Source organism: Vibrio sp. 1F279, assembly GCF_041439815.1.
GTDB lineage: Bacteria > Pseudomonadota > Gammaproteobacteria > Enterobacterales > Vibrionaceae > Vibrio > Vibrio tasmaniensis_A.
The window spans coordinates 16,253-39,019 of record NZ_JBGOOU010000019.1 but is presented as its reverse complement, the minus strand read 5'-3'; the positions used below and the strand labels follow the sequence as shown (position 1 = coordinate 39,019).

Sequence of the window (22,767 nt, the reverse complement as noted above, 5' to 3'; positions counted from 1 at the left end):
TAAATGTTGACTCGTATTTCTAGCTTTCATAATTATCAGTCAGTACAAAATGACTTTCGCCGCCAAGAAAACAAGGTGCATCATAATCAAGCACAACTGGCTTCCGGTAAGAAATTACAGTCGGCGAGTGATGATCCTTTGGCGACGCATTATTTACAAAACATCGGCCAGCAATCTGAGCAACTTAAACAGTATGTCGATGCGATCACTCTAATTAGAAACCGCCTTGAACATCATGAAGTCATGGTCGCCAACTCGGAAGGGTTCGCGGATGAAGCAAAACGAACCGTGATGGAAATGATTAACGGTGCACTTTCACCGGAAGACCGCTTAGCGAAGAAACGTGAAATTCAAGAGTTATCGAATAATCTTCTACATTTAGCTAATACTCAAGATGAGTCAGGTAACTACACATTTTCAGGAACCAAGCCCAAGAGCCAGCCATTTTTTCAAGATAATGAAGGAAATGTTTCTTATCAAGGTGATGACTATCAAAGAAAGATGCGAGTAGCAACTAGCTTTGAAATGGCAATGAACGATCCGGGCAGTAAGTTGTTTATGGAAATAGATAACCCGTTTGGTGACTACGAGCCTCAGTATGATCTTGAACCGGCCTCTGAGTTATTACTAGGGCGCGCAACCAATAAATCTGAAGATGGTTCTACTTATAAAGTGACTTTTGTTGATATGCAAACAGGCAAGTTCGCTTACCAGCTTGAAAAAGATGGCGAAGTGGTTGCCTCGGAAGATTTTGATCCTTCGAAAGGTGTTGTCTATGAAGGTCTGAATATCCAATTCAAGGGGCAGATCACGAAGGGTGACTCGATCACTTTAGAGCCGAGAAAGACATTTTCTATTTTTGATACATTCAAAGAGACCGCCGAACAGGCTGAAAATCCAGTATCGGATGCATCGGCAACGGCAAAACTGCACCAAATGACAGAAGAATTTCATGCCGCGTTTATTCATTTGACTAAGGCGAGAACGGATGTCGGTGCACGTTTGAGTACGTTGGATATTCAAGAGCAGCAACATGAAGATTTTAAGTTGTCTTTAGCGAAAGCAAAAAGCAACTTTGAAGACTTGGATTATTCGAAAGCCATCATTGAATTCAATGAAAACTCTCGAGCGTTACAAGCTTCACAACAAGCGTTTGGCAAGACGAAAGACCTGACCTTGTTTAATTATATTTAGCTGTAAACAGTCGTTAATCTGGGGGTAGTTCTCTGCCGTATGTGCTATGCCATACGTGCGAATAATCCTATGGATTGCCGCTTTTTTATTCAAAGTGGCATGTTTTAAAAATAGCGGCAAAAAACGGCAACGAGAGATATTAATCTCTTATATTCTCGACTTAATACAATTGTTACTTATGGTGGTTTGCCATTAAGTCTCTGTTTTATTGTGGTTTTTTAAATTATTGCAATTAGTTTAAAAAGTTGGCACATAACATGCTTTTGTATTTGTCATAAATGATTAATACAGATCTTAAACCTTATCTAGGGTTTATCGCGTAATACACGGTCAGTGCTTATCCATATGAGAGTAAAGCTGGCCGCTTCGCAGAAATTTTGCGAACTCATAAGGAGAGCAATATGGCTATTAATGTAAGCACTAACGTATCTGCTATGACAGCACAACGATACTTGAATAAATCGTCTAATGAACTAGCGACCTCTATGGAGCGTTTGTCATCAGGCCACAAGATCAACAGTGCAAAAGATGATGCAGCTGGCCTACAAATATCAAACCGTTTAACAGCACAGTCTCGTGGTCTTGATGTAGCAATGCGTAATGCAAATGATGGCATTTCGATTGCTCAAACTGCAGAAGGCGCGATGAACGAATCAACGAACATACTACAACGTATGCGTGATCTAGCGATTCAGTCATCAAACGGCACTAACTCTCCAGCAGAGCGTCAAGCACTAAACGAAGAGACTATGGCTCTTCAAGATGAGCTTAACCGTATCGCAGAGACCACGGCTTTCGGTGGCCGCCGTTTGTTGAATGGCTCATTTGGTGAAGCTTCATTCCAGATTGGTTCAAATTCTGGTGAAGCGATGATCATGGCGCTGACGAGTATTCGTGCGGATGATTTCCGTATGGGCGGAACAACATTCGACACTGAAAACGCTAAAGATAAAAGCTGGGAAGTACCAGTAGCAGCAAAAGATCTTAAGTTTGAATTCAAAACTAAAGCGGGTGAAGAGATTACTCTCGATATAAGCGCCAAAGCCGGCGACGATATCGAAGAACTCGCAACTTACATTAATGGTCAATCTGATTTAATTAACGCATCGGTTACTGATGAAGGTCGCATACAGGTATTTGTTGCCGAGCCAGATTTAGATGGTGAGATGAGAATCTCGGGTGGTTTAGCCTCTGAACTAGGCTTCAAAAATGATGCTCCTGAAGGCCAGGAAACCACAACCACGGCGGATGGCAAAGTTGTACCTGCACCTGCTGTAGGTCGAACGACATTAGTTCAAGATGTCGATTTGAATACTGTAGCTGGTTCACAAAACGCAATCAGTGTCATCGACTCTGCAATGCAGTACGTTGATTCACAGCGTGCTGATTTGGGTGCGAAACAAAACCGTCTAAGCCACAGTATTAATAACTTGGCAAACGTTCAAGAGAACGTAGACGCTTCAAACAGCCGAATCAAAGATACGGACTTTGCGAAAGAGACAACGCAAATGACCAAAGCTCAAATTCTGCAACAAGCTGGTACATCAATACTAGCTCAAGCAAAACAGTTGCCTAACTCTGCAATATCACTATTGCAATAGTTATTGGTTGAACTCGCTATTCGTGTTCAGACGTGAACCGCTTAGCGAGGGATACTGGCAAGCATACTTACTATTGGGTGTTTAGCTCTCTCATCTCTCACCTGCTATCCATTTTTACGGTAAGAATGCAACGGCGTGTCGGAAATGTGTTCATTTCTCGATGATCTCCGCACAGGCTCTGACACGCCAACTAGCCCCGGTTCCTTCACAGGAAAAGGGGCTTTTTCCTTTCTATTTCTACACTTTTGTTTTCTTTTAGATCGTCTAGTTTACTTTTCAAATCCGTAAAACCTCGATCTCACTTACCTGTTTCACGACAAACAACTCAACTCTTTGTATAAGAAGCATACCAATCTGAACTCTTTGGCGACTATTCATTTATCTACATTGGGTAACTCAAATAGTGATTAGTGTGTTTTTTAAACACTTTTTAAATGCGTTCTCAATTGAAGACTGCCACTGTTATAGAAAATTTGAGATTTTAAGTGCCTGATAAATTTGATTTTAATATTTAATTTGTGGTTTTTTGAAAGTTTTTCTAAAGCTTCTGAATTTTGAGCCGTTATTAAAAGTAACTTAGAGATAACTACTTGGTTTTCCGAGACGTCGGAAACCGCTATACCGGAAAATCAATTGGAGAAATCACCATGGCAGTGAATGTAAATACCAACGTATCAGCAATGACAGCACAACGTTACCTAAACAGTGCAAACAGCGCTCAACAAACATCAATGGAACGCCTATCTTCAGGTTCTAAAATCAACAGCGCAAAAGATGACGCTGCAGGCCTACAAATCTCGAACCGTTTGAACGTTCAGAGTCGTGGTCTTGATGTTGCTGTACGTAACGCGAACGATGGTATCTCTATCGCTCAAACGGCAGAAGGTGCGATGAATGAAACATCAAACATTCTGCAACGTATGCGTGACTTGTCTCTGCAATCAACAAACGGTTCGAATACAAAAGCTGACCGTGTTGCAATCCAAGAAGAAGTTACAGCACTGAACGATGAACTAAATCGTATTGCTGAAACAACCTCTTTTGGTGGTAACAAGCTGCTTAACGGTACTCACGGTACTAAGTCATTCCAAATTGGTGCAGACAATGGTGAGGCAGTAATGCTTCAGCTGAAAGACATGCGTTCTGATAACGACCAAATGGGCGGCAACAGCTACCAATTTACAGAAGCTAAAGGTAAAGATTGGGGTGTAACAGCTGGTGCTAATGATTTAACCATGTCATTAAAAGATAGCTTCGGTGACCAACGAGAAATCAACATCTCGGCTAAAGCAGGCGATGATATTGAAGAGCTAGCGACTTACATTAACGGTCAACAAGACCTAGTAAAAGCGTCAATTGATGAAGAAGGTAAACTGCAAATCTTCGCTGGTAACAACAAAGTTGATGGGGAAATTGCATTTTCTGGTGCTTTATCAGATGAACTAGGCATGACAGCAGGTGCGAAACCTGAGGACCCAAAAACGCTAGAGGCTAAGCAAGTTACGGTTGATAGTATCGACGTAACGTCTGTTGGTGGCGCTCAAGAATCTGTAGCTGTTATCGATGCGGCACTTAAATATGTAGATAGCCACCGTTCTGAGCTTGGTGCTTTCCAAAACCGTTTCGACCACGCAATTAACAACTTAGACAACATCAACGAAAACGTTAATGCATCTAAGAGCCGTATCAAAGATACCGATTTCGCTAAAGAGACGACTCAGATGACTAAATCTCAGATCCTTTCTCAAGCTTCAAGCTCGATTCTTGCTCAAGCGAAGCAAGCTCCGAACTCGGCACTTAGCCTACTAGGTTAATCGGTTGAAAGGCCACATTGACCATGTGCATTATTGTTTATAATCGTCAATGTCAGGCTTCCACAAATTAGCTCGTGGTGAGAGATGAGCGCTAAATAAACCCAGCTTCGGCTGGGTTTTTTATTGCCTGCTATTTGGCTAGGGTGAATTTGGAAAAAGTGCAATGTTGGTTGATAGAAGAAAAAGCGAGATCCTCTATCACGTTCGTTCCTCACAGTAGGGAATGACCGAGTCGGGAAATGATGATCTACTTCACGTTTTTTTAACATTGAAAATAATACGAAAAAAAATGCATTTTTTATTAAAGCTTCTAGTTAAGGGGCCGTTAAAGGGATTGAGAGAAATGATATGTACCAATGTAAGGTGAGAGAGACACTGGTATATAAAACAAAATAACATGTGTTTTTGTGAGGTGAGAGTCACATAAGTGCATGAAAAAAATGCCTAAAGGAGATCAACTATGGCGATTAATGTAAGCACAAATGTGTCTGCAATGACGGCTCAGCGCTACCTAAATAGTGCGGCTGAAGGTACTCAAAAATCAATGGAGCGTTTGTCTTCTGGCTATAAAATTAATAGCGCAAAAGATGATGCTGCAGGCCTACAAATCTCTAACCGCTTAACGTCGCAAAGTCGTGGCCTAGATATGGCTGTAAAAAACGCGAACGATGGTATCTCTATTGCACAGACAGCTGAAGGTGCAATGAATGAGTCAACTAATATCCTGCAACGAATGCGTGACCTTTCCCTTCAATCTTCAAATGGTTCAAACACGAAATCTGAACGTGTTGCAATTCAAGAAGAAGTCTCTGCTCTAAACACTGAGCTTAACCGTATCGCTGAAACGACCTCTTTTGGTGGTAATAAGCTTTTGAACGGAACTTTCGGTAGTCAATCTTTCCAAATTGGTGCAGATTCTGGTGAAGCAGTAATGCTGACAATGAATAATATGCGTACCGATACTGAAGCGATGGGCGGTAAGAGTTATAGCGTTGCTGAGGGGAAAGATACGTCTTGGCGCGTAGGTGAAGATTCTGTCCTAACGATGAAGTACCAAGATCAGTTTGGTGACGTTCAAGATCTGTCGATTACTGCGAAAAAAGGTAATGACATGGAAGAACTTGCCACTTACCTAAACGGCCAAAGCCCGGATGTTCAAGCTTCGGTAGGTGAAGGCGGTAAATTGCAACTCTTCGCTTCAAGCCAAAAAGTTGATGGTAATGTTGAGTTTGGCGGCTCTCTTGCTGAAGAGCTAGGTCTTGGCTCTGGTAAAGATGCAGAAGGTAAAGAGATTCCTGGCAGCAGCAAGGCTATTGTAACGGATGTTACTGTTAACGACATTGATGTAACTTCTGTTGCAGGTTCAAACAACGCTGTATCTATTATTGACGGTGCCTTAAAGGCAGTAGACAGTAATCGTGCCTCTCTTGGTGCATTCCAAAACCGTTTTGACCACGCAATCAGCAACTTAGAAAATATTAACGAAAACGTTAATGCGTCTAAGAGCCGAATCAAAGATACTGATTACGCAAAAGAAACAACGGCAATGACGAAGTCTCAAATCTTACAACAAGCGAGTACTTCTATTTTAGCTCAAGCAAAACAATCACCATCAGCAGCTTTAAGCTTATTGGGCTAAACTTACTTCAGTAAGTAACGGTAAACTCTACTGTAGGTAGAGTTTTACTGTTAGGCTCATAAAGTTGGGAGGGAGAGTGTTATGGAAATATTATCTAACGCATCGAACATCCAGCCTTATGGCTCACCTAATGGCATTAAATTTGCAAGCGATAAAGGTAGTAGTGCGTCGAGTACTTTACAACCGAAAGAAACAACATCTTATGACAAGGTAGAAAAATCGAAAGAGATGGCTACCGAAGCGGCGATTAAATTAGCTCAACATAGACAAGAGTTAAATGATGCGGAGCGAGTCAAAATGGTGGAGAAGGTAAACGAATTTATATCTTCTCTCAACAAGGGTGTTGCTTTTAAGGTTGATGAAGAGACTGGGAGAGATGTGGTTACCATTTATGAGACCACAACGGGCGATATTATTCGCCAAATTCCCGATGAAGAAATGCTCGAAATTCTAAGGCGCCTAGCAGCCCAAACCTCGAATAGTGGAATATTGGAGGCTAAGGTTTAAGTCGTATTATTGAGGTGGTTTAATGAGTTTTGGCCCAATGGGGATTTCGTCTGGCATGGATATCAATTCCATGGTCAGCAAAATTGTTGATTCGGAGCGTGTGCCTAAACAGCAACAAATCAACAATGAACGAACGCGAATCGACACCAGCATTAGTGCCTATGGAAGACTCAGAGAGTCCCTTGATTCGATGAAAAATCTGATGACAAGCTTTCGCCAGGATAAAGCTTTTGCTGTACGAACAGTAGAAAGCTCTGATGAAGGTCTTGTCTCTGCAACCGCGACTACCGAAGCGATCGCTGGCAAATATGCTATCGATGTGTTGCAGCTTGCCCAGAGCCATAAAGTGGCTTCTGATGTACTATCAGAGGACATGAAATTTGGCCCTGGTAAGCTGCAGGTTTCGCTTGGTAAAGAGAGCTTCGAGACACAAGTTAGTGCTAACTCAAAACTGCGTGATGTTGTTAGAGCAATTAACAGTGCCGGGGATAATCCGGGTGTTCGAGCTTCTATTATTAATGATAAAGAAGGACCACGGTTAGTCCTCGCTTCAAATATGTCTGGTGAAGACAATCAAATAAAACTCCACGTTGACTCTGAAGATAACAACCCTCTAAAAAAATTAGAATATAAAACCCTATCGGAAAGACTGAAAGCCTTAGAAGATGCTCGCTCAGTAGCGCAAGGCGTCTTGGCTGATGCTCCTCCCAAATTGGATGCCGACGGTAACCCTATTCCAGACGGCTTCGCTGTTCCTCTGCGAGACGCTAACGGAAACACTATATTTGATGTAAACGGTAATCCTATTTATGAAAGAAAATCGGAACCCGTCGTTGAACCCGAAGATCCTTTCGCTGAATTTGACCGTGACAATTTAACTTATGGTCAAGCTGCGGCAATGGCTGGTCAGAAGGCGCTAGATGCGGCAGCTTTAGCGGCTTCAGGGATGCCAGAAGATACAATCCCTGGGTGGAACAATACCGCTTCAGGTACATTACTCGATTCTTTTTTTAGGCCTGAACTTGAGCTTGACGAAAAAGCCATAGAGAAAGCCGCTGATATTCCAGGGTGGTCAAATACTGCCGCTGGTACGTTGACGGATTCTTATGTTACTCCCAAAGAAGCGCAGCAGAAACTCGATGCCGAGAAAGCCAGAATAGAAAGTAAATTGGTTGATGAACGTTCTGAGTTAGCGAAGAGAGTTGAAAGGGGTGAACTAACCCCACTACAGGCTCAGCAATTAGAGAGAGCTAAATTATCTCCAGCAGAGCGAGCACACTTAGAGAAGGTTGATAAAGCTCAAGCTGACCTTGCGGTAGCTCAACAGTCTTTTGACCAATACAGCGGTATGACTGAAGTGCAAGCAGGACAAAATTCTATGGTTGTTCTAGACGGCATTGCTCAGCTCTCTAGCAATAACAATGTGATTGAAGATGCCGTTGAAGGTATTGATATTACGGTTAAAGGTAAAACCCCTCAAGATAAGCCGCCAGCAGAGATTGGTGTTGAGTACGACCGTAATCGTGTTCGTGAAGATATTGAAGCTTTTGTTAATTCTTATAATCAGTTTTACCAAGTATCTAAAGATTTAGCGGGCGTAGATCCACTGACTGGTCAAAAAGGCCCTCTCTCTGGCGACAGTACAGTACGTAGTGCCGATTCGCGATTGAAAGGTGTGTTCTCATCAAGCATTGAAGACGCGCCAGACAATCTAAAGTCTTTGACTGAATTTGGCATCACCACCACAAGGCAAGGCTCGCTAGAAATCAATTACGATATGCTTGACCGTCAACTCAACAATCACTTTGATAAGTTGGGTGAATTCTTTGGTGGTAACAATGGCTTCGCTAAAAAAGTCGAAGATGCGATTCAAGGGATCACTGGTGTTACCGGTTCTATCCGTACGAGAGAGAAGAGCTTGGTCGAACAAAACTATCGGTTGGTTGATGACCAAGTCGCGCTCGATCGCCGTATGGATAGCCTGCAGAATCGCACGCACTCCAAGTTCACTGCTATGCAGGATGCGACCAGCAAGATGCAATCTCAGTTAGGCAGCATGATGAGTGCAATGGGCTAATAGATGAGCAAACTGCTTCAAGAGCTTTGTGAGCTCGATCAATTAATTATGTCTAAGCTCGAATTTAGTGAAATTAATGCTGAAGAAATCGTGCATCTTGTCGATAACAGAGAACAGTTATTGCAAAACGTGCTTCAATTAATCGATTCATATCCCGACGTTAAGCAAAGCTCCGAGTGGTTTGAAGCCATTTCGAGAACAAGACAATTGGTCGAACTGATGCAGTCTGAGACTGGTCTAGTAGGTAAAAACTTACATAAATACCGACATGCTGCCAAATCAGTTCAACAATACAAAAAGTTTTTATAGAAGAGGTTTACTATGCGCGGTTCTTTACAGGCATATAAAAAGGTATCAGTGGATAGCCAGCTTACAGCTGCCTCACCGCATAAAATTGTTCAGATGCTAATGGCTGGTGCTATCGAGCGCTTAATTCAAGGTAAAGCGGCAATGCAAGCGGGCAACATCCCGGTGAAAGGTGAGCGACTGAGTAAGGCTCTAGATATCATTATTAGCCTGCGTAGTTGCCTATCGATGTCCGATGGTGGCGACATTGCGAAAAATCTAGATCAACTTTATGAGTTTATGATCACGCAAATTTCTGCTGCAAATCACAAAAATGATCCTCAGCCAATTGATGATGTTATCGATATTATCCGCGAAATTAAGAGCGCTTGGGACCAAATTCCGAATGAATATCACAATTTAACGTCTGCGGATGTTGGTATTTAAAGAAACATCCCAGTTTAAACCAATCGCATATCTCTGAATTGCTTGGTTGCCTTATTTTTATAATCAAATAAAATAGAAGCCATTAGATAGCCTAATGGCTTTTTTCGTTGCTGGTTTCCTAGATTTGTCCACGTAGATCATAATCATTGATATTTTCTCTGTTTTGTCTCTTACGTCGCTTACCAATTTCCGCATCGCACCAAAATAAAGGCAATAATTCCTACTTATGCAAGGTTTGGCAAAACTGCTTGTCGTCGATGATAACGCTCAAAATCGTCACAATTTAAGCACAATATTAGAGTTTGTAGGAGAGAGCTGCGAAGTAATCAGCTCTGAACAAGCACACAACGTTGACTGGTCCCTACAGTGGGCCGGTTGCATCATTGGTTCAATTAAAGCCAAAGGCTTCGCATTACTGAATGAAAAGCTTGTTCATGTTAATCACATCCCTTTACTGGTGATTGGCAAAAACGATTACCCGGTTGAGGAACTGACTAACTTTGTTGGTGAACTCGAACTTCCTCTTAACTATCCGCAATTAAGTGATGCACTGAGACACTGTAAAGACTTCTTAGGCCGTAAAGGCGTTCAAATTTTACCTTCAGCGCGTAAGAACACGCTTTTTCGTAGTCTAGTTGGGCAGAGTGTTGGTATCCAAGAAGTTCGTCACTTGATTGAACAAGTCTCTTCTACTGAAGCAAACGTATTGATTCTTGGTGAGTCAGGCACGGGCAAAGAAGTTGTAGCACGTAATGTTCACTATCATTCTAAACGTCGTTCAGGACCTTTCGTTCCCGTAAACTGTGGCGCTATACCGCCAGACTTGCTCGAAAGTGAACTGTTTGGTCATGAGAAGGGCGCGTTTACTGGTGCAATTACCGCACGTAAAGGCCGTTTTGAGTTGGCTGAAGGTGGTACACTGTTTCTTGATGAAATTGGTGATATGCCAATGGCGATGCAAGTTAAGTTGCTTCGTGTTTTACAAGAACGCAGTTTTGAACGTGTAGGTGGCAATAGTACCATTCAAGCTGATGTTCGAGTGATTGCGGCAACACACCGCAATCTTGAAAATATGATCGAAGATGATTTGTTCCGTGAAGACCTTTACTATCGCTTGAACGTTTTCCCAATTGAAATGCCATCGCTTCAGGAGCGAAAAGAAGATGTTCCCCTATTGCTTCAGGAGTTGATGACCAGAATGGAAGCTGAAGGTGGCATGCCAATCTGTTTTACTCCCCGTGCCATCAACTCTTTGATGGAGCATTGCTGGCCGGGCAACGTACGTGAGTTAGCTAATTTAGTTGAGCGAATGGTTATTTTATATCCAAATAGCTTGGTTGATGTGAATCATCTACCAACTAAATATAGATACAGTGATATCCCAGAGTTTCAGCCAGAGTTTAATAATTTTGCATCAGAGGAAGAGCAAGAGCGAGATGCTCTTTCTGACTTGTTCTCAGAAGACTTCAGTTTTGAGCAGCACGATGAGCTTGCTGACAATGCGAACGCACCTCAAGATTTACCCGCTGAAGGGGTTAACTTGAAAGAACTACTCGCTGATATGGAAGTGAATATGATCAATCAAGCGTTGGAGGCTCAGGGCGGTATTGTTGCTCGCGCTGCTGACATGCTTGGAATGCGCAGAACCACTCTGGTCGAAAAAATGCGTAAATATAACTTGCAGCGTTAGTGCCTATTTTCGATGAAAACGAAAACTAGTACACACTTTAGCATTTTAGCATTTTAGCAACTTTAGCTAAACGAACAGATAAACCATAGTCGAGTTGTTGCTTGCTTAACTATGTGATAAATATAGCAAATAGCCTGACTTGTGTTGTACATGTCAGGCTGTTTTAGTATTTGAGGCAAATTTTTGACATGCACCTATCTAACGAACCAGAAAATCAATCACATCTAGATTCTGTTGAGCAACAGGTTGAGCGCTATAAGCAAGTGCTCGATGTTATGCCTGCGGGGGTCATCTTGTTAGATACACATGGTGAAGTGAGAGAAGCGAATCCTGAAGCACACCGTATTCTCGGGGTTGAGTTGGTTGGCGAGAAATGGTTTTCGGTAATACAAAATGCCTTTGAACCAAGGGACGATGATGGGCATGAGATCTCATTGAAGAATGGGCGAAAAGTGCGCTTAGCGATTTCAGCTTCGACTACAGGTCAGCTTATTTTGATTACAGACCTGACAGAAACTCGCTTACTTCAGTCTCGTGTGAGCGATCTTCAGCGTTTATCTTCACTCGGAAGAATGGTCGCTTCGCTTGCCCATCAGGTTCGCACGCCGCTTTCTAGTGCAATGCTGTATGCATCAAACCTTGCCGCGCCAAATTTGCCGCCGGCAACAAAAACGCGTTTCCAATCTAAGCTGATGGATAGGTTGCATGATTTAGAGAAACAAGTGAATGACATGCTGTTGTTTGCCAAAGGTGGCGACAACAAGGTGGTTAAGCCATTCACCATCGCGGAACTCATCATTGAGTTTCATCCTATGGTGGAGGCTGCGTTAAAAAGCAACCAGATTGATTATTGTCAGGAAGTTGAAGATGAAAAGACTCAAATGTTTGGCAACGCCAATGCTATCGCTTCTGCTTTAAGTAACCTAGTTTTGAACGCGGTTCAAATTGCTGGCAAGAAATCGCAGATTGATGTGTTTTTTAGACCCGTAAACGGTGAACTTAAGATATCAGTGCAAGACAGTGGCCCCGGAGTGCCTAAAGAACTACAAGGTAAGATTATGGAACCTTTCTTTACCACTCGTTCTCAAGGCACAGGTCTAGGTTTAGCGGTTGTACAAATGGTATGCCGAGCACATGAAGGTCGACTGGAATTGATATCAGAAGAGGGTGACGGCGCATGCTTTACCATGTGTCTACCGTTGGAAAGAAGCTCTTCTTCTGAAGACTAATAAGTTTTAACTGAATTTACACTGGAGAATCCTATGGCTCAAAGCAAAGTGTTAATCGTCGAAGATGATGAAGGTCTACGCGAAGCCCTTGTCGATACACTCGCGCTTGCTGGTTATGAATGGCTGGAAGCGGATTGTGCGGAAGATGCTCTGGTAAAATTGAAATCAAACTCTGTTGATATCGTGGTCTCTGATGTACAGATGGCCGGTATGGGCGGTTTAGCATTGCTAAGAAACATCAAGCAGCATTGGCCAAATCTTCCGGTTCTATTGATGACGGCCTATGCCAACATTGAAGATGCGGTCGCGGCAATGAAAGAAGGCGCTATCGATTACATGGCAAAGCCATTTGCTCCAGAAGTGCTGTTAAACATGGTGAGCCGTTACGCTCCCGTAAAGTCGGATGACAATGGCGATGCTATAGTTGCCGATGAGAAAAGTATCAAACTAATGATGCTGGCTGACAAAGTGGCTAAAACCGATGCCAACGTGATGGTGCTAGGGCCAAGTGGCTCTGGTAAAGAGGTCATGTCTCGCTATATTCATAACGCCTCGAGCCGTAAAGACGGTCCGTTTGTTGCGATTAACTGTGCCGCGATTCCAGATAACATGTTGGAAGCAACACTGTTTGGCTACGATAAAGGTGCGTTCACCGGGGCGATTCAAGCTTGTCCGGGTAAATTTGAGCAAGCTCAAGGCGGTACTATTTTGTTGGATGAGATCAGCGAAATGGATCTCAGCCTACAAGCGAAATTGCTGCGAGTGTTGCAAGAGCGCGAAGTTGAACGTCTTGGTAGCCGCAAGAGCATCAAATTGGATGTCCGTGTTCTAGCAACCAGTAACCGCGACCTAAAACAGTATGTTTCTGAAGGGAATTTCCGTGAAGATTTATACTACCGACTGAATGTATTTCCAATTACTTGGCCAGCGCTGTGTGAACGTAAAGGTGATATTGCGCCGCTTGCGAAACATTTGGTGGAACGTCATTGCACCAAACTAGGAATGCCTGTTCCTGTTCTGTCTGAGCAAGCCATTAGTAAACTCGTCAATTATCCGTGGCCGGGAAATGTACGTGAACTGGATAATGTCGTGCAGCGCGCTCTAATTTTGAGTGAGCAAGAAAATATTTCAGGCGAACATATTTTACTTGAAGGTGTTGATTGGCAAGACGCTACTGGACTGCAACAGATCGTTGAAGGGAACAGTGTTGCAGCGCCAGAAATTAAGCCGATTGCTGAAGCTAATCCTATCAATAAAGTCGTGGCAGGTAGCGAAGGGCTTGGAAATGAGCTTAGAGATCAAGAGTATGCGATCATTCTCGAAACATTGATTGCTTGTCATGGTCGACGTAAAGATATGGCTGAAAAGCTAGGCATTAGCCCTCGTACATTGCGTTATAAATTAGCGAAAATGCGTGATGCTGGAATAGACATTCCAAATTGAACATAAATTAGTAGTGTCAGCTTTCTGACTAGTGTATTACGATAGCTAGTCAAATTGATGCATGGCACGTTAATTGCTCTGTCAATAATACAGCTAAATAGATAGTCATAATTTTGACTCCTGAGGTAGTAAATGAGAATAGATGGTTTACAAGGCGAAATGCAGGCAATGATGGTTGAAGCTGCCAGCACGCGTCCTGCTGCAACGGGCCAAGCGGTTGGTGCAGATTTTGGCAACATGCTGACTAATGCCATCAATAATGTGAACTCATTACAAAAGACCTCTGGTAATCTTCAAACTCGTTTTGACAGTGGCGATCAAAGCGTGTCTTTATCTGACGTGATGATTGCTCGTAATAAATCTAGTGTGGCTTTTGAAGCGACGATCCAAATTAGAAATAAATTGGTCGAATCGTACAAAGAGCTGATGAACATGCCGGTATAAGTTGGGTAGTAAATAGTGGCAGATAACAGTCAAACAACAGATTTAACCGTAAGCGATAGCAACGACCACGCACTTATTGCAAGTTCTGATCTAGATGGAGAAGGGCAAAATACCGATTTAGGTGAGCGCAGTTCATCTAAGTTTGATATGGCCGTCGGTGATCTCGATTTGCTTCGTCAAGTCGTCTTAGTTCTTTCTATCTCGATCTGTGTAGCGCTTATTGTAATGCTGTTTTTCTGGGTGAAAGAGCCAGAAATGCGTCCATTAGGGGCTTACGAAACAGAAGAGTTGATCCCGGTTCTTGATTATTTGGATACGCAGAAGATTGAGTACTCTCTTGAAGGGAATACCATCTCGGTACCAGCGAGTGAATATAACTCATTAAAGCTAAATATGGTTCGAGCTGGTTTGAACCAAGAGCGAAACACCGGTGATGATATCCTCATGCAAGACATGGGTTTCGGTGTATCACAACGTTTAGAGAAAGAGCGTCTTAAACTAAGCCGTGAAAGACAGCTTGCTAAAGCTATTGAACAGATGAAGCAGGTACGTAAAGCTCAAGTTTTACTTGCCTTACCTAAGCAAAGTGTCTTTGTTCGTCACAATCAAGAAGCCTCTGCCTCAGTATTCCTGACACTTAAAACGGGGACGAACCTCAAGCAGCAAGAAGTTGATTCTGTTGTGGACATGGTGGCCAGTGCCGTTCCGGGGATGAAAACTTCGCGAATTACGGTGACCGATCAGCATGGCCGACTTTTGAGCTCTGGCTCTCAGGATCCGATGTCAGCGGCACGCCGAAAAGAGCACGAGTTAGAGCGTAATCAAGAGCAAGCGCTACGTGAAAAAATTGACTCTATTTTGATTCCGATTCTTGGGTTTGGTAACTACACGGCTCAGGTTGATATTCAACTCGACTTTAGTGCTGTGGAACAAACAAGAAAGCGTTTTGATCCGAATACTCCAGCAACCCGAAGTGAATACACATTAGAAGACTATAATAACGGCAACGTTGTGGCTGGTATTCCAGGGGCTTTGAGTAACCAGCCTCCTGCTGATGCTTCGATTCCTCAGGATGTGGCTCAGATGAAAGATGGTACGATGATGGGGCAAGGTTCGGTTCACAAAGAAGCGACCCGCAACTTTGAGCTGGATACTACCATTAGTCATGAGCGAAAACAGAGCGGCACGGTTAATCGTCAGACCGTATCTGTTGCAATCAAAGATCGCCAATCATTGAACCCTGATACGGGAGAAGTGGTTCATACCCCAATTCCAGCAAGCGAAATTAACGCGATACGTCAGGTATTGATTGGAACTGTGGGTTTTGATGAAAACCGCGGTGATTTACTCAATGTGTTAAGCATGCAATTTGCACCTCAAGTAACGGATATTGTTGCTGACGTACCAATTTGGGAGCACCAACACTTTAATGATTGGGTTCGTTGGTTTGCGAGTGCGTTGGTTATTATTGTTGTCGTATTGGTGCTGGTTCGCCCTGCAATGAAAAAACTGCTTAACCCAGCAGCAGACGATGACGATCAAATGTACGGCCCCGATGGCATGCCAATTGGTGTTGACGGCGAAACCAGTTTAATTGGTGGTGATATTGAAGGTGGTGAGTTATTTGAATTTGGTTCAAGTATCGACCTACCTAACCTTCACAAAGATGAGGACGTACTGAAAGCAGTACGTGCACTTGTAGCGAATGAACCAGAGCTAGCAGCTCAAGTAGTTAAGAATTGGGTGGCAGATGGCTAACGAAATTGTTCCACAACAAGCAGAAGGTGGTGAGCTTGATGTCGCAAGTGTCGATATCGAGTCTATCTCAGGCGAAGAGCGCGCTGCTATCTTGTTGCTAAGTTTAAGTGAAGAAGATGCTGCGGGTATCATTCGCCATCTAGAACCTAAACAGGTTCAGCGTGTTGGTAGTGCAATGGCACGTTCAACGGATTGGTCTCAAGAAAAAGTAGGTGCTGTGCACCGCGCTTTCTTAGATGATATTCAGAAGTACACCAACATCGGTATGGGCAGTGAAGACTTTATGCGTAATGCGTTGGTGGCTGCTCTAGGTGAAGATAAGGCGAATAACCTTGTTGATCAGATCCTTTTAGGTACTGGTTCTAAAGGTTTGGATTCTCTTAAGTGGATGGACCCTCGTCAGGTGGCAAGCATCATCATTAACGAGCACCCACAGATTCAAACGATCGTATTATCTTACTTGGAATCGGATCAGTCTGCGGAGATCTTGTCTCAATTCCCTGAGCGTGTTCGCCTTGATTTGATGATGCGTATTGCTAACCTTGAAGAAGTTCAACCTTCAGCTCTCGCTGAATTGAATGAAATCATGGAGAAACAGTTTGCGGGTCAAGCGGGTGCTCAAGCTGCCAAAATTGGTGGCCTGAAAGCCGCTGCTGAGATCATGAACTACATGGACAATAATGTAGAAGGCATCTTGATGGGACAAATTCGAGATCAAGACGAAGACATGGCAACACAGATCCAAGATCTTATGTTTGTCTTTGAAAACCTTATTGAAGTTGATGACCAAGGTGTTCAGCGATTGCTGCGTGATGTTCCACAAGACGTTCTACAGAAAGCGCTTAAAGGTGCTGATGAAAGCCTACGTGAGAAGATCTTCAAGAACATGTCTACGCGTGCTGCTGATATGATGAGAGACGATATTGAGGCGATGCCGCCAGTTAAAGTCTCTGATGTAGAAGCTGCTCAGAAAGAGATCTTGGGTATTGCGAGGAAGATGGCAGACAGTGGCGAGATTATGCTGTCTGGTGGCGCCGACGAGTTCCTTTAATACAGAAACCTCAAGAGCCCCACATTGTTGGGGCTTTTCTTTATCCAACCTCAAACCACAGATTAACTACCGTGTAATTGCTTGAATCTACAACGCAGTTGGACGAACTCATAGATAGGTACTGATATGTCAGGTGATAGAAAACGTGGCTTCCTTCGCCCTGAAGAAGATAATACGGTTGCCCAACCTCAGAAATGGGGGCTGCCTGACTATACATCTGATGTGAACAAACAAGCCAAAGAAACGGCTTTTAACTACGATCCTGGCTGGATGCCAACGGTTGAAGAAGCCATTGAAGACGAAGAGCTGGTTCTAACTGAAGACCAAATCGAACTGATCAAGCAAGGTGCTTATCAGGAAGGGCTTCATCAAGGACAAGAGGCTGGCTTTAAACAGGGCTACGAAAAAGGTAAAGAAGAAGGGTTTGCCGCAGGTCACGAAGAGGGTAACGAAGCCGGCAAACTTGAAGGCGTTACTGCTGGTCAAGAGTACATTCAGCAGCAAGTCGCCATCTTTATGGGGCTAGCCAACCAGTTCGCTCAGCCATTAGAGCTGATGAATGCTCAGGTAGAGAAGCAACTGGTGGACATGGTGCTGACTATGGTCAAAGAAGTGGTTCATGTTGAAGTGCAAACCAACCCACAAATCATACTAGATACCGTGAAAGAATCGGTAGAGTCATTGCCAATCTCAGGTCACGCGATCACATTGAAGCTAAACCCTGAAGACGTTGCAATAATACGCTCAGCGTATGGCGAAACGGAATTGGACTCTCGCAATTGGACGTTGGTATCAGAGCCTGCACTCAATCGCGGCGACGTACAAATTGAAGCGGGTGAATCGAGTGTTAACTACCGCATGGAAGAGCGCGTGAAGAACGTCATTCAAAGCTTCTGTGGTGTAAATCGTCATCAAGGTCATGAGTAATGCTTGAGTTAGCGAACCGTCTTAGCCAATACAAAGTCGAGGGGCTAAAGTCGCGACCAATTGCTTCAGGCAAACTAGTTCGTGTTGTTGGACTAACGCTTGAAGCGACCGGCTGCAAAGCGCCAATTGGCAGCTTATGCTTAGTAGAGACTATGTCTGGTCAGATGGAAGCTGAAGTGGTTGGCTTTTCTGGCGATAACCTGTTTTTGATGCCAAGTGAACAAATTACTGGGATCTTACCAGGCGCTCGCGTGACACCGATGGCGTCGGAAAGCGGTATCCCTGTTGGAATGGAGTTGCTTGGTCGTGTTATCGATGGCGTAGGTAATCCGCTCGACGGTTTAGGTCCAATCTATACCGAGCAACGCGCTTCCTTTAATGCTGAGCCAATCAATCCTTTAGCTCGTAAACCTATCTCTGAGCCACTTGATGTTGGCTTAAAAGCGATTAATGGCTTACTAACGGTGGGCAAAGGGCAGCGTATCGGCCTGTTTGCGGGCTCCGGTGTGGGTAAGTCGGTTACGCTTGGGATGATGACTCGTGGTACAACCGCGCAAGTGGTCGTGGTGGGGTTGATTGGTGAGCGTGGACGAGAAGTAAAAGAATTTATTGAAGAGATCCTTGGCGAAGATGGTCGTAAGCGTTCTGTTGTGGTCGCCGCTCCTGCGGATTCGTCTCCATTGATGCGTTTAAAAGGCTGTCAAACCGCACTGGCTGTAGCTGAGTATTTCCGAGACCAAGGTCTAGATGTTTTACTACTGATGGACTCATTGACTCGTTTCGCTCAGGCGCAGCGTGAAATCGCTCTGTCTGTGGGTGAGCCGCCAGCAACCAAAGGCTATCCGCCGTCTGTGTTTGCCAAGCTTCCTGCGCTGGTGGAGCGAGCAGGTAATGGTAACGATGAACAAGGTTCTATCACGGCTTTCTTTACCGTGTTAACAGAAGGTGATGATTTACAAGACCCTATTGCCGATGCATCGCGAGCGATTCTTGATGGTCACATTGTTTTATCTCGTGAGATGGCTGATGCTGGTCACTATCCCGCGATTGATGTTGAGAAATCCGTCAGTCGTGTTATGCCTCAAATCACCACCGAAGAACATGTCTTGATGTCGAAAGCCGTTAGACAAGTGCTGTCTATATGCCGGAAAAATCAAGATTTGGTTTCGATTGGTGCTTACAAGCCGGGAACAGACCCTGCAATCGACAGTGCTTTCACTTTGAAACCGAGGTTGGACGAGTACTTACAACAGAAAATGAAAGAAACGGTTCCCTATGATATGTGCGTCAACATGTTAAAGCATGTGTTAGGCGGTTAGGTCGTGTTGAATAAGGTCAATCATGGATAACGCGTTAGAATTTCTTCTCGATCAAGCGAAAGACCAAGAGAACCAAGCTGTATTGGCGCTGAATCAAGCGAATGTCGAGCTGCAGGGTTACTACGAACAGGTCGAACAGATTGAAAAATATCGACTTGATTACTGCCAGCAACTTGTTGACCGAGGTAAGGCCGGATTAACGGCTAGCCAATATGGTCACTTAAACCGTTTCTTAACGCAATTAGATGAAACGCTCTCTAAGCAGAGAGAAGCGGAACACCACTTTAAAAATCAGGTCGATAACTGCCAAAACTATTGGATGGAGTTACGAAAAAAGCGTAAATCCTACGAATGGTTGATGGAGAAAAAGCAGAAAGAAAAAGCAAAGCTGCAAGATCAAAGAGAGCAAAAGCAAATGGATGAGTTCTCGACTCTGTTATATAGCCGAAAGAAGATTTGAACCTAATTCACGAATGACGCAAGTGTTGCTCTGCAGATGGCAGACTTAAAACTTATAGGCATGTTTCTTGCTCTGTTTTATATCAAATTGCGAGTTATGCTCACCAAAGGCATAAAAAGCACCCGACTTTCTTTTTGTTGTCTGATTCAAGGCAGCAAAGCTAGTAGATAGAGCTTGTATATATGAATGTTAGTCTTTCCTCAAATTCAGCGACCAACAAAACGTCATCGTTGTTGGACTCCGGTTCTGCCTCTTCAAAGGTAGAAGAAACTGGAGACTCTAAAGGTTTCTTTGAGTCTTTCAAAGAAGCACTAGGCTTTGAAGAAAGTGACAGTAAAGTCGCAGCAAAAGACACAGAAAGCACCGCGAAACCTGATGCTAAACAGGCCTCTACCGAAGGTGAAGCGTCAGCCGAAGCGAACAAAGGTGATTCAGCTGAATCAAAGGCTACTGACGAAGTAAGCGAAGCGCAAAGCAAGCAAGCAGCTTCAGAAGTAGAAGGCGAGAAAGCTGCTGAGGAAACATCTGCAGAGGCTGTGTCTGGAACTGAGGCTAAGCTCAAAGCCAATTCGGGCACTGATAGCACTGTCGCTGATAAAACTGTCGCAGATAAGGCGGATGGTAAAGATGCGCAGGTTACGACGAATGATTCTAAAGAACAGGTTGCTCAATCCCAAACTCAGGGTACATCAGCTATAGATGGCTCTACGCAAGCATCGCAAGCGAATGCAGCGATGAATGAAGGCAATAAATTGCTTGGTCAATTGGATGAGGCAAACAAAACTCTAAATCAAGCGCCAAACGGCAAAGGCTTGCCTCAGCAAGGTCAGGTAGATAAAGCCCAAGGTAATATCTCCGGTGCTTCAGTTGCAGTAGCCTCCGTTACGGATGAGGCGACACAGCAAACGAATGCAGCAACCCAAGAGAATAGTTTTGAGGTGGATTCTGAAATCGCTGTTCTTACCGGAGGTAAGGGTGTGTCTCAGCTGACTGATGATGAAATCCGACAGTTGATGGATAAAGGCGTCACTCCAGAACAAATTGAAGCCAGTATGAACCGAGAGCTGAGTCAAAAGAATGCGGCTAGCGCCGCGGTGGCCGAACAGAGCCAAGCGATCTCAGCTGCGGATATTGAACTAGCCAAGCAGGTTGATGCCCATACCAAAGCACTAAAACAATTGAATGGGCAAATCGAATCAGAACAGTCTGTTGTCGATAGCTTGCTTAAGAAGCAACAAAGTGGTGCTAAGTTGACGGTTGATGAGCAAGCTGCTTTGGCTAAAGCGACCTCTAACTTAGACCTGTTGAATCAACAGCTCACTAACGTTCAACAACAAGCAACGGCTTTGCTAAATCAAGCTCCGGCTGTGAACAGCGCGTCTGGTGAACCCGCTGCTATTGATTGGGATAATACGGATTCAAGCGAAACTAAAGCTTTAGCTGCGGCGGCATCAACAGCAGCTGTAGCGACGGCTGCACAACAAGTGTCAGCGCAGGCCGCTTCTCAATCAACAAACAATGCTCTTACGGATAAGGCAGCAATGCTGCACGCCAACAATGCACATGCAGCCGCTCAACAAGCTAATGTTGCTTCACCTCAGCAGCAAGCAACGTTGGATCCAGCTTTAACCGCGCAAGGGATCGCGATGAATGCAGCGCCAGTCACTACAAAAGCAGGCTCTACTGATGCGCTTCTTAAAGCGGGCGCAGGTGCCGCGGCATTGTCTGGTTTGGGCAAAGCCGGTGCTAAAGAAGATTCTAAAGATTCGACCTTTGCTCAGCAGATAGCCTCGGCCGCTGGCGCACAAGGTACAGCTACGGTGGGTTCAGCACCTACGCGAGCTGAAATTCAAGCGGCTCAACAGGCACCTTTGCAACTCACTAAAGAGTTAGCGAACGACCAGGTGGCGGAAAAAGTCCAAATGATGATGTCTAAGAATCTCAAGAGCTTGGATATCCGTCTTGACCCACCAGAGTTGGGGCAGATGAAAATTCGCATGACCATGAATAATGATGTGGCGAACGTGCACTTTACTGTCGGTAGCCAACAAGCGAGAGAGGTTATTGAACAAACCTTACCTCGTTTGAGGGAGATGCTCGCTCAACAAGGGATGCAGCTTGCTGAGTCTTCAGTTCAGCAACAGAATACTGGTCAGGGGCAAGACAGGTACAATAATGGCGAGCAACAATCAGGCTCTAACCGTATAAATGATGGTCAAGGTGATGAAAACCTTGATAGCAACAGCAATCTTGAATTGAATGTCACGTCAAAGCGTGATGGAATTAGTTATTATGCCTAGTATCAGGCTAAAACACTTAGCTAATAGAAAGAACCGTTAGTTAATAGAAGAACAGTTAGTTAATAGAAAGAACAGGAAGTTAGAGCTGAATATGGCAGAAGAACAAGAAACACCGAAAGGAAAGAGTAAGCTCCTCATTATCGCTATCGCGGTTGTTGTGCTGTTACTTGGAGGTGGTGGTGCCGCATTTTTCTTAATGGGTTCCGATGATAAGGCTGAGGGTGCTGGGTCGTCAGCTGAGGTTCAACTCATGGGTGTCGATCCAGTGGTCTATGTTAATGTGCCTCAAGCTTTCTTATTTAACGTTACGGGCGATAAGAAAGATCGCTTAGTTCAGATAAAGGTACAGCTGATGGTACGTGGTATGAAGAATGAAGTTCTCGCTCGATACCACTCTCCACTTGTTGAAAGCGCACTACTTGCTACATTCGCTTCGGCGACGGTCGATCAATTACGATCTCCTGCCGGCAGAGTTGAACTGCGGAACAAGGCGACTGAAGATATTAAAGCAAGCTTAACTCAAGCTGTTGGCCAGCCGGTAATTGAAAAAGTGTTATTCACTGACTTTGTAATTCAATAGGT

General features: G+C 44.1%; 19 protein-coding genes. All 19 read left to right on the top strand.

From position 1 onward, the window contains the following. The first annotated feature begins 3 nt into the window (after positions 1-3). The 19 genes from flgL to fliL all read left to right on the top strand — a co-directional run bounded on the left by flgL (position 4) and on the right by fliL (position 22,765). On the top strand, positions 4-1,194 hold the full coding sequence (flgL, locus tag ACED60_RS14690) for a flagellar hook-associated protein FlgL (RefSeq protein WP_012603430.1): 1,191 nt from the start codon (positions 4-6) through the stop codon (positions 1,192-1,194). Between the two features lie 401 nt (positions 1,195-1,595). Beyond that, positions 1,596-2,795, top strand: coding sequence for a flagellin (locus ACED60_RS14685; RefSeq protein WP_009848564.1), 1,200 nt, complete (start codon positions 1,596-1,598; stop codon positions 2,793-2,795). Positions 2,796-3,442: 647 nt separating this feature from the next. Further along, the gene (locus ACED60_RS14680) at positions 3,443-4,609 is read left to right on the top strand and encodes a flagellin (RefSeq protein WP_009848563.1); all 1,167 of its coding nucleotides are present in this window, start codon (positions 3,443-3,445) and stop codon (positions 4,607-4,609) included. A gap of 460 nt (positions 4,610-5,069) precedes the next feature. Then, positions 5,070-6,248, top strand: coding sequence for a flagellin (locus ACED60_RS14675; protein WP_009848562.1), 1,179 nt, complete (start codon positions 5,070-5,072; stop codon positions 6,246-6,248). Positions 6,249-6,329: 81 nt separating this feature from the next. Then, a complete protein-coding gene (flaG, locus tag ACED60_RS14670) occupies positions 6,330-6,755 on the top strand; it encodes a flagellar protein FlaG (RefSeq protein ID WP_017099166.1) in 426 nt (141 codons plus the stop codon). Between the two features lie 22 nt (positions 6,756-6,777). After that, positions 6,778-8,832 (top strand): flagellar filament capping protein FliD, encoded by a 2,055-nt coding sequence (gene fliD / locus ACED60_RS14665; RefSeq protein WP_135382697.1) that lies wholly within the window; start codon positions 6,778-6,780, stop codon positions 8,830-8,832. 3 nt (positions 8,833-8,835) lie between these two features. Continuing rightward, positions 8,836-9,141: a flagellar protein FliT gene (locus ACED60_RS14660; protein ID WP_009848559.1), complete on the top strand. Its 306-nt coding sequence runs from the start codon at positions 8,836-8,838 to the stop codon at positions 9,139-9,141. Positions 9,142-9,153: 12 nt separating this feature from the next. Further along, on the top strand, positions 9,154-9,564 hold the full coding sequence (fliS, locus tag ACED60_RS14655; protein ID WP_009848558.1) for a flagellar export chaperone FliS: 411 nt from the start codon (positions 9,154-9,156) through the stop codon (positions 9,562-9,564). A 226-nt stretch (positions 9,565-9,790) separates the two neighbouring features. Beyond that, complete coding sequence (locus ACED60_RS14650) at positions 9,791-11,254, top strand: sigma-54 dependent transcriptional regulator (RefSeq protein WP_122046951.1); 1,464 nt, start codon at positions 9,791-9,793, stop codon at positions 11,252-11,254. A gap of 188 nt (positions 11,255-11,442) precedes the next feature. After that, on the top strand, positions 11,443-12,483 hold the full coding sequence (locus ACED60_RS14645) for a PAS domain-containing sensor histidine kinase (protein WP_009848556.1): 1,041 nt from the start codon (positions 11,443-11,445) through the stop codon (positions 12,481-12,483). A 33-nt stretch (positions 12,484-12,516) separates the two neighbouring features. Continuing rightward, positions 12,517-13,926, top strand: coding sequence for a sigma-54 dependent transcriptional regulator (locus ACED60_RS14640; protein ID WP_009848555.1), 1,410 nt, complete (start codon positions 12,517-12,519; stop codon positions 13,924-13,926). 132 nt (positions 13,927-14,058) lie between these two features. Then, positions 14,059-14,370 carry a flagellar hook-basal body complex protein FliE gene (gene fliE / locus ACED60_RS14635; RefSeq protein WP_009848554.1) on the top strand — a complete coding sequence of 104 codons (312 nt, stop codon included), beginning with the start codon at positions 14,059-14,061 and terminating at the stop codon, positions 14,368-14,370. A gap of 15 nt (positions 14,371-14,385) precedes the next feature. After that, positions 14,386-16,128, top strand: a complete 1,743-nt coding sequence (gene fliF / locus ACED60_RS14630; protein WP_009848553.1) for a flagellar basal-body MS-ring/collar protein FliF — start codon at positions 14,386-14,388, stop codon at positions 16,126-16,128. Then, positions 16,121-17,179, top strand: a complete 1,059-nt coding sequence (gene fliG / locus ACED60_RS14625; RefSeq protein WP_012603439.1) for a flagellar motor switch protein FliG — start codon at positions 16,121-16,123, stop codon at positions 17,177-17,179. Before fliF ends, fliG begins: the two co-directional genes overlap by 8 nt. Positions 17,180-17,305: 126 nt before the next feature. Beyond that, positions 17,306-18,106: a flagellar assembly protein FliH gene (gene fliH / locus ACED60_RS14620; protein ID WP_009848551.1), complete on the top strand. Its 801-nt coding sequence runs from the start codon at positions 17,306-17,308 to the stop codon at positions 18,104-18,106. Next, positions 18,106-19,425, top strand: coding sequence for a flagellar protein export ATPase FliI (fliI, locus tag ACED60_RS14615; protein WP_371727865.1), 1,320 nt, complete (start codon positions 18,106-18,108; stop codon positions 19,423-19,425). The genes fliH and fliI overlap by 1 nt, the downstream gene beginning before the upstream one ends. 22 nt (positions 19,426-19,447) lie before the next feature. After that, positions 19,448-19,885 carry a flagellar export protein FliJ gene (fliJ, locus tag ACED60_RS14610; protein ID WP_009848549.1) on the top strand — a complete coding sequence of 146 codons (438 nt, stop codon included), beginning with the start codon at positions 19,448-19,450 and terminating at the stop codon, positions 19,883-19,885. 182 nt (positions 19,886-20,067) lie between these two features. Then, positions 20,068-22,185 carry a flagellar hook-length control protein FliK gene (locus ACED60_RS14605; protein ID WP_371727864.1) on the top strand — a complete coding sequence of 706 codons (2,118 nt, stop codon included), beginning with the start codon at positions 20,068-20,070 and terminating at the stop codon, positions 22,183-22,185. Positions 22,186-22,276: 91 nt separating this feature from the next. After that, entirely contained in the window at positions 22,277-22,765 is a 489-nt protein-coding gene (fliL, locus tag ACED60_RS14600; protein WP_371727863.1) for a flagellar basal body-associated protein FliL, read from the top strand. The last annotated feature ends 2 nt before the right edge of the window (positions 22,766-22,767 follow it).